Origin of the sequence: Leptospira noumeaensis (assembly GCF_004770765.1) — a bacterium.
GTDB lineage: Bacteria > Spirochaetota > Leptospiria > Leptospirales > Leptospiraceae > Leptospira_A > Leptospira_A noumeaensis.
In genome coordinates this window covers 1-6,989 of record NZ_RQFK01000013.1, presented here as the reverse complement: position 1 = coordinate 6,989, position 6,989 = coordinate 1, and the positions used below count along the sequence as shown (strand labels likewise).

Genomic DNA, 6,989 nt, shown 5'->3' with positions numbered 1-6,989 from the left:
CGCAAGCGTCGTGCCAATCCCTAACGTCCCATTCGGGACTCAGGGCCAGCCTACGTCGGCTAGTCTAGTTCGTTAGTCGCAATTTGCTAAAATTTAAAGGATTAATAATGAATTTAAATAAACTGCCATTTTTATTATTTGTCATTCTATATATAACTTGTTTACCAATATCACCAAAAACTGTAAATCAAAACGAAAAAAGCCAGGCAGTAGAAGAAAGCAGAACAATATTAAAAAGAGTCATAACAAATGGTGGAGATTTGTTGTTACGTGATGCACCAAATACTAAAGCAAACATTATATTAAAAATTAGAAATGGTGATTATGTAAACTTTATTGAAGAAAAACCTGAAACAATTCTTATAAATGGCAAAATCGGAAATTGGACAAAAGTTTCATATAACGAAAAAATAGGTTGGGTTTTTGGAAGCTACATTCGTGACTTACAAAAAGGATCCACAAATACTATCAAAACTTGTGAAAAAGGGGGAATTGATTCGGGAATCGAACAATCTCTCGAAAAAGAATTTGGTCAGATTGGCAATTCTTTACCATACAAACATTTACTCAATGACACTATCATTGATAAAAGAAATAACAACGATATTAGCGCTTACAACAAAATATACAAAGAAAATATTATATTATCTTATTTCGCAGAATATGGTCATGGAGAGATGGTTGTTATATTCAAAAATAGAAATTTGAAAAACGTTTTTGAAATGTTTCAGAAATGTGACAGCAGACTAAGTACTAATGAAAATTTAAATGTAATAAATGTTTTGACCTTTGATTTTATTGATAGAGATGAACCAGAAAATAGCTTTTGGGAACAAATAATATTTTCCACTGACGGAAAGGATACAGTTGTAAATAAAATTTGGTCCGATTAAAACTATAAATAGCAAACTGCGTATAACAGCACCTTCCCGCTACGCTTCGGCACTACGGCCTCGCTCGGGCTGCGCCAAATTGTCCTCCTGTCACTCGCTCGCATACGCAAGCTACGTGCCAGTCCCTAACGTCCCCTTCAGGGACTCAGGGTCGGACAACTTCGGGAAGGCTAGTTCGTTAGTTGCAATGTGCAGAATTTCGTTCTCGCCAGGTTCGTTTTTTCTCGCTTTTATCTATTAAGCAAAGATTGATACAAAAGATTAATTTGATCGGTCTTGTTTGTTTAAGATTTCTCAAAATTGATTTACTCTGCGCTCTTTGTTGATGTTTTCTGGTGGACTTCCAGTTCTTTCTTATCACAAATCTTTTCTCGACGGGCACACTGCAACTAACAGCGTCTTAACGCTTCACTTCGGCACTCACGGCCTCGTTCGGCCTTCGGCAAATTTCCCGATCTCCCTAACGCCTACTACGCAGGCTCAGGGCGGGAAACTTCGTCAAGTCTAGTTCGTTATACGACATTTTGTAAAACAAAACCCTAAATGAAAAAAATAATCCTCTTAATCCTTTTAATTTCCAGTTCTTCAATCTTAGCTCAGTCCCAAACAGAAAATATTCAAAAAAAACTTTGGTATTTCTCTATTAATAAAGCTTGGTCAACTGTTACTCCATATGAAGTTGAACAATACACTGATATCTTTGGCCCTTACAAAAAAGATCCTAAACGTAATGTTAATAGTTTCGAAATCATTGTCCGAAAGAAATTCTCTGATTCCAAATTTGGTCTATATTCTGAATTTTATGAATTTGTTAAAAGGGACTATTCTATGAATTACCTTACTTTTGACAAAAAAGTGATTATTAATGAAGAACCTACTCCAATCGGAAACTATTACAGATCACAAGCTAAAATTGGATTAACATATTCAATTTTACCGCAGATAAATTTCTTAATTGGTTCAAGATATTATAAATCTGAATTAACCGATGGAAATAGCACTTTATATCAAATTAAATTTGGACAAAAATATATAGGTCCAGAAATTGCTGTAGAAACGAAATCAGATACCTTCTACAATTTCTATCTAGAAACGAGAATAAGCTATTTTCTATTATACGGACGATCTACTCACAATTATTCATTTGCTGATCGATACTCTGATCAAGGTTATATCTCAGTAAATATCAATCCAATTACGAGAGTACAAGGTACTGAAGGACTTTTAAAAATTGGTTATTATTTTAACCAAAATTTCTTTATGTCTATTGGATATAAATATACTTATCAACGAATTAGACCGGATGATCTTAGAGTTTATTCTGGTGATAGCAGATTTGACTTCAAACAAAATACTGAATATGGCTTAAGAAATGTGAATTCCTATTCTGATCGAATTGATTCGATAATTCTAGAAATTGGAACAGAAATTTAAAATACAAAACGTCGTATAACAGCAACTAACCGCTTCGCTTCGGGACTTGCGCCCTCGCTCGGTCTGCGACACATAGGCTTTTGTCACTCCTCTTGCTTACGCAAACGTCGTGCCAATCCCTAACGTCCCGTTCGGGACTCAGGGCCAGCCCACGTCGGTTAGTCTAGTTCGTTATACGCAAGTTGCTAAAACTCAATTCCTCACGAAAAAAATGCAGTTTTTACGAAGAAAGTTAAATTTCTGGAAAATTTTTGCTGTATTTATGATAGCATATTTGATATCATTTAAATGTGCGAGTTACTATAGATACAAATGTGATTTATCAAGCTCTTAGGGATAATAGAGGGGCTTCACATTTTATACTTAACTTAGTCGAAAACAGAAGAATTGAGTTGGCTTTATCCACACCTGTTTTTACCGAATATTCAGATGTTTTATTAAGAGATAAGTCACTTTCTGACCTAGCTTTGTCAAAGAAGGAAATCAACTTGGTTTTGGACTTCATAGCTTTTGTGGCTACGCCTTTTTCTATTAACTATCTACTTAGACCTAATCTTAGCGACGAAAACGATAATCTCTTTGTCGAACTTGCTTTTGCGAGTAACAGTAGATACTTAATTACTTCAAATATTAAGGATTTTAATCTTAAAAATGAACTCAAATTTGATTCTTTTAAAGTTATCACACCTACTGATTTTGCTAAATTCTGGAGATTAAATTATGAATAAGAAAAATGTTTTAACTATTCGTATTCCTGAAGATTTGAAAGAGAGAATTGAAAAAACTGCTGCTACGCAAGGTGTATCTCTTAATCAATTTGCTTTATATGCTTTTACAAGAGGTATAAGTGATATTGATACTGCTAACTTTCTCAAAAAACGAATTCAAGGAAAAACTAAAGAATCAATTGAAGATGGATTCAAAAAAGTTATGGGAAAAGTTGGAAAGAAAGATAAACTTCCCAGCTGGGATAAACTTTAATCCTATAGTAGCAACCAGCGTATAACAGCGCGGAAACGCTGCGCTTCGGCACAAGGCCTCGCTTGGCCTGCGGCACATTCCCTTTCTGTCACTCGCTTGCATACGCAAGCTCTGTGCCAGTCCCTAACGTCCCGCTGGGACTCAGGGTCAGGGAACGTCGTCTCCCCTAGTTCGTTAAGTGCAATTGCCAAGAATTACTAGAGGTAACGAACTTTAGCCGACATCCTTGTCGGCTAAGAATAGTATATTTCCATCAAAGTATTAAAACATATATTGTATAGGCGTAACTCGTGCAAACCTACGCAAGCAACTAATTAGGTTGATTTATATAAAAAAGTATTGGAGAACTCATGAAAATAGTCGAGGTTAATTTAACTGAAAATGTGACCGAAAAAGTTGGTCTTCGCCCGCTCTCAATGAAGAAACTCGGAAACACGATACTGTTAGCTGGAAAAAATGGTTCAGGAAAAACAAGAATTCTTGATATTATCCGCAATCAAACAGCAAATCTATCCTCTTTTTTACATCAAAAAAACCAATCTGAAACTCAAATAAAACAATTAAAGATGCAGATTGCTCAACAACCGCAACAAAAGCAGAATATAGAAAGCGAAATTAAGCAATATCAAAAACAAATAACACAAATTGAAGGTCATATATCACAACAACCACAACTAAAACAAAAGTTTGAGCAACAGATTAAAAATTTACAAAATCGAATAACAGAATTAGAAAATCAAATATCACAACAACCACAATTAAAAGAAAGCATTGAGCAACAGATTAAAATATGGCAAGAAATATCAGATACTCCACAACCGATCATTACTGATACCGGAAGACAGGATATAGTAATAGTCGACTTTGTACCTAATAAAATTGAATTAGAGGACTGGTCGAACCAAAACAAACAGAAATGGATGCAAAGGGCTGATCAAGCGATACAACTTGGAGTTTCAACTCTACATCAAGCGACACTACCGCTGATACAAAAAATTTTAGATCGTTGGGTCAATACGACCCATCCTAATTTAGAATATTCTGACAATGACAAGCAAGAATCCTTGAAAGATTATAAGCGATTACAAGATATAATCAAATCTTTCCTTGGAACACACATAGGTTGGAACAAAGATGGCTATTCAACTATTTTCGATAGACCAGTTGCTCAGGCTCAACTTTCAGCCGGTCAACGAATCTTATTACAACTTTGTGTTGCTATATACTCTCAAGGAGGAAACTTATCAAACCATATACTCTTTATGGACGAACCTGAAAATCATCTACACCCTTCAGCAGTTATAGACTTGTTAGATACAATAAGGAAAAATAATCCAAATGGACAAATTTGGATTGCAACACACTCGATCCCTCTTCTTTCACACTTTGATGCATCAGGGCTTTGGTTTGTAGATGATCGTACCGTGAGACACTCTGGTAAAAAACCAGAAGCAGTATTAAGAAGTCTATTAGGAAATGAAGAAAGAATTCAAAAATTAAAGGATTTTACAAGCCTTCCTTATGAATTGGCTAGAAACCGTTTTGCATTTGAATGTTTATGTCCGCCTAATGTCGTAGAGACGGACTCAAGCGATCCCCAATCAAAACAACTTTATGATCAACTTAAAATAATCTGGGAAGGGAAAGACTCAATAAATCTTTTGGATTTTGGTGCTGGGAAAGGTAGAATGATTGCAAATCTTGCAGACTATGAAAATGTATCTCCAGACAAATTAAACTATCATGCCTTTGATCCAACCAATTCTGATAAAGAACAATGCCTAAAGAATATCGCTCTTTCCTATCCCGATGAAGTAAATCGGTATCATAACTCGATCGAAAGCCTTCGTTCTAAAGTAGACGATAACTTTTTTGATGTCGTAGTTCTGAGCAATGTTCTTCATGAAATACCGCATCAAAGCTGGTGCGAATTATTTTCTAACATTAAAAAATTATTAAGCATTTATGGTTATCTTCTTATAATAGAAGATTGTCGTATTCCAACTGGTGAGCTTGCACATAATAATGGATTTATAGTATTAAACACATTACACTTAAAAAAAATATTTAAAATTCCCGCTTCTGAAGTAAATTTCATTATACATGACGCGCGCTTTGATTCGAAGGAACATCAGGGACGTTTAATGGCCCATTTAATTCCAGCAAATTATCTAGATCAGATTACCTCTGAAACAATTATAGATGCTTTATCAGAAGTAAAAAATTCAGCAAAAGAAGAAATTAGAAAAATTCGAAGAGGTGAGATTACTTATTCAAATGGTCTTGCCCATAGTTTTTGGGTTCAACAATTAGCTAATGCGGTACTCTGTCTTACTGATTTAGGCAAAGAATAGACTCAAAAGAACAAAATTCTGAAAATAAAAAAAATATATTTTAGGTTCGCCATCCATGGCTCACTTGAAAATAGTTAGGCCATGGCAACTGCACTTAATAGCGACTAACCGCTTCACTTCGGGACTTGCGCCCTCGTTCGGTCTACGACACATAGGCTTTTGTCACTCCTCTTGCTTACGCAAGTGTCGCGCCAATCCCTAACGTCCCTTTCAGGGACTCAGGGCCAGCCTACGTCGGCTAGTCTAGTACGTTATACGTAATTGCTGCAAAAAATTGGTTTTATCAAAAAATACCAAAATTTCCAAAAAATTCAATGAATAGGAGATGAAAAATAGTTTGATTTTTGAATTTCAATAACATACGTTTTTATATAACAATCATGAAATCTTTAAGTTTCCAAGTTCCCGATCAAATAGATCTAAATGAATATGATTTCAAAATGGCAATGGCTGTTAAGTTGTATGAAACGGGTAAAATATCTATAGGCCAAGCTGCCGATATTGTCAATCTTTCGAAATCATCCTTAATTGATGTTATGAAGAATTATGGTTCTTCTATTCTATTTGGATATTCTACAGATGATCTTAAAAATGATTTAGAGAATGCCTGACGTAATTTCAAATACAAGTTGCTTAATTCTTCTTTCAAAAATACAACAACTTGATCTTTTAAAAAGTTTATACAATTCTATTATAATAACTGATACAGTAAAAACTGAATTCGGTGAAAATATACCAGACTTTATAAAAATCAAAAACCCTAACCAAGAATTTTCGGTTAAATCTCTTGAACAAATTTTAGATAGTGGAGAAGCATCTACTATTGCTCTAGCACTAGAAACAAAAAACTCTCTAGTTATCTTAGATGATTTAAAAGCTAGAAAAATTGCAAAAAATCTCGGATTAAAAATAACTGGGACCCTCGGAATTTTAGCGAAAGCAAAAAAACTAGGAATAATAGATGATTTAGAAAAACAGATCAATGAACTTCAAAGAAAAGGTATCTGGATCTCTGAATCAGTAATTAACGAAATCCTTCGAATAGACAAATCAACAAATTAAAAGCAGCAACTACGCATAACAGCGACTAACCGCTTCACTTCGGGACTTGCGCCCTCGTTCGGTCTACGACACATAGGCTTTTGGCACTCCTCTTGCTTACGCAAGCGTCGTGCCAATCCCTAACGTCCCGTCCGGGACTCAGGGTCAGCCTACGTCGGTTAGTCTAGTTCGTTAGTCGCAATTGTCTCAATGTATGACTCAAGACATGGGTAACACTTTTGTAGCAAGACATAGGTAACACTTTCTGGTTTCTCATCTCTTTAGA

7 protein-coding genes are annotated in these 6,989 nt (G+C 35.2%); all 7 read left to right on the top strand.

From position 1 onward, the window contains the following. Positions 1-107: 107 nt before the first annotated feature. The 7 genes from EHQ24_RS06030 (at position 108) to EHQ24_RS06000 (ending at position 6,724) form a co-directional block, all read left to right on the top strand. Complete coding sequence (locus EHQ24_RS06030) at positions 108-893, top strand: SH3 domain-containing protein (RefSeq protein WP_135600779.1); 786 nt, start codon at positions 108-110, stop codon at positions 891-893. Positions 894-1,436: 543 nt separating this feature from the next. Continuing rightward, complete coding sequence (locus EHQ24_RS06025) at positions 1,437-2,327, top strand: hypothetical protein (RefSeq protein WP_135600778.1); 891 nt, start codon at positions 1,437-1,439, stop codon at positions 2,325-2,327. Between the two features lie 314 nt (positions 2,328-2,641). Further along, positions 2,642-3,055 (top strand): PIN domain-containing protein, encoded by a 414-nt coding sequence (locus EHQ24_RS06020; RefSeq protein WP_244310312.1) that lies wholly within the window; start codon positions 2,642-2,644, stop codon positions 3,053-3,055. After that, positions 3,048-3,308: a toxin-antitoxin system HicB family antitoxin gene (locus EHQ24_RS06015; RefSeq protein ID WP_135600776.1), complete on the top strand. Its 261-nt coding sequence runs from the start codon at positions 3,048-3,050 to the stop codon at positions 3,306-3,308. Before EHQ24_RS06020 ends, EHQ24_RS06015 begins: the two co-directional genes overlap by 8 nt. Positions 3,309-3,658: 350 nt before the next feature. Further along, positions 3,659-5,662, top strand: coding sequence for an AAA family ATPase (locus tag EHQ24_RS06010; RefSeq protein WP_135600775.1), 2,004 nt, complete (start codon positions 3,659-3,661; stop codon positions 5,660-5,662). A gap of 380 nt (positions 5,663-6,042) precedes the next feature. Then, positions 6,043-6,273: a UPF0175 family protein gene (locus tag EHQ24_RS06005; RefSeq protein ID WP_135575080.1), complete on the top strand. Its 231-nt coding sequence runs from the start codon at positions 6,043-6,045 to the stop codon at positions 6,271-6,273. Continuing rightward, positions 6,266-6,724 carry a PIN domain-containing protein gene (locus EHQ24_RS06000; protein ID WP_135600774.1) on the top strand — a complete coding sequence of 153 codons (459 nt, stop codon included), beginning with the start codon at positions 6,266-6,268 and terminating at the stop codon, positions 6,722-6,724. The genes EHQ24_RS06005 and EHQ24_RS06000 overlap by 8 nt, the downstream gene beginning before the upstream one ends. The last annotated feature ends 265 nt before the right edge of the window (positions 6,725-6,989 follow it).

Coding starts and splice junctions, on each gene's coding strand:
- EHQ24_RS06030 (WP_135600779.1), top strand. CDS start 108: ATGAATTTAAATAAACTGCCATTTTTATTATTTGTCATTCTATATATA.
- EHQ24_RS06025 (WP_135600778.1), top strand. CDS start 1,437: ATGAAAAAAATAATCCTCTTAATCCTTTTAATTTCCAGTTCTTCAATC.
- EHQ24_RS06015 (WP_135600776.1), top strand. CDS start 3,048: ATGAATAAGAAAAATGTTTTAACTATTCGTATTCCTGAAGATTTGAAA.
- EHQ24_RS06010 (WP_135600775.1), top strand. CDS start 3,659: ATGAAAATAGTCGAGGTTAATTTAACTGAAAATGTGACCGAAAAAGTT.
- EHQ24_RS06005 (WP_135575080.1), top strand. CDS start 6,043: ATGAAATCTTTAAGTTTCCAAGTTCCCGATCAAATAGATCTAAATGAA.
- EHQ24_RS06000 (WP_135600774.1), top strand. CDS start 6,266: ATGCCTGACGTAATTTCAAATACAAGTTGCTTAATTCTTCTTTCAAAA.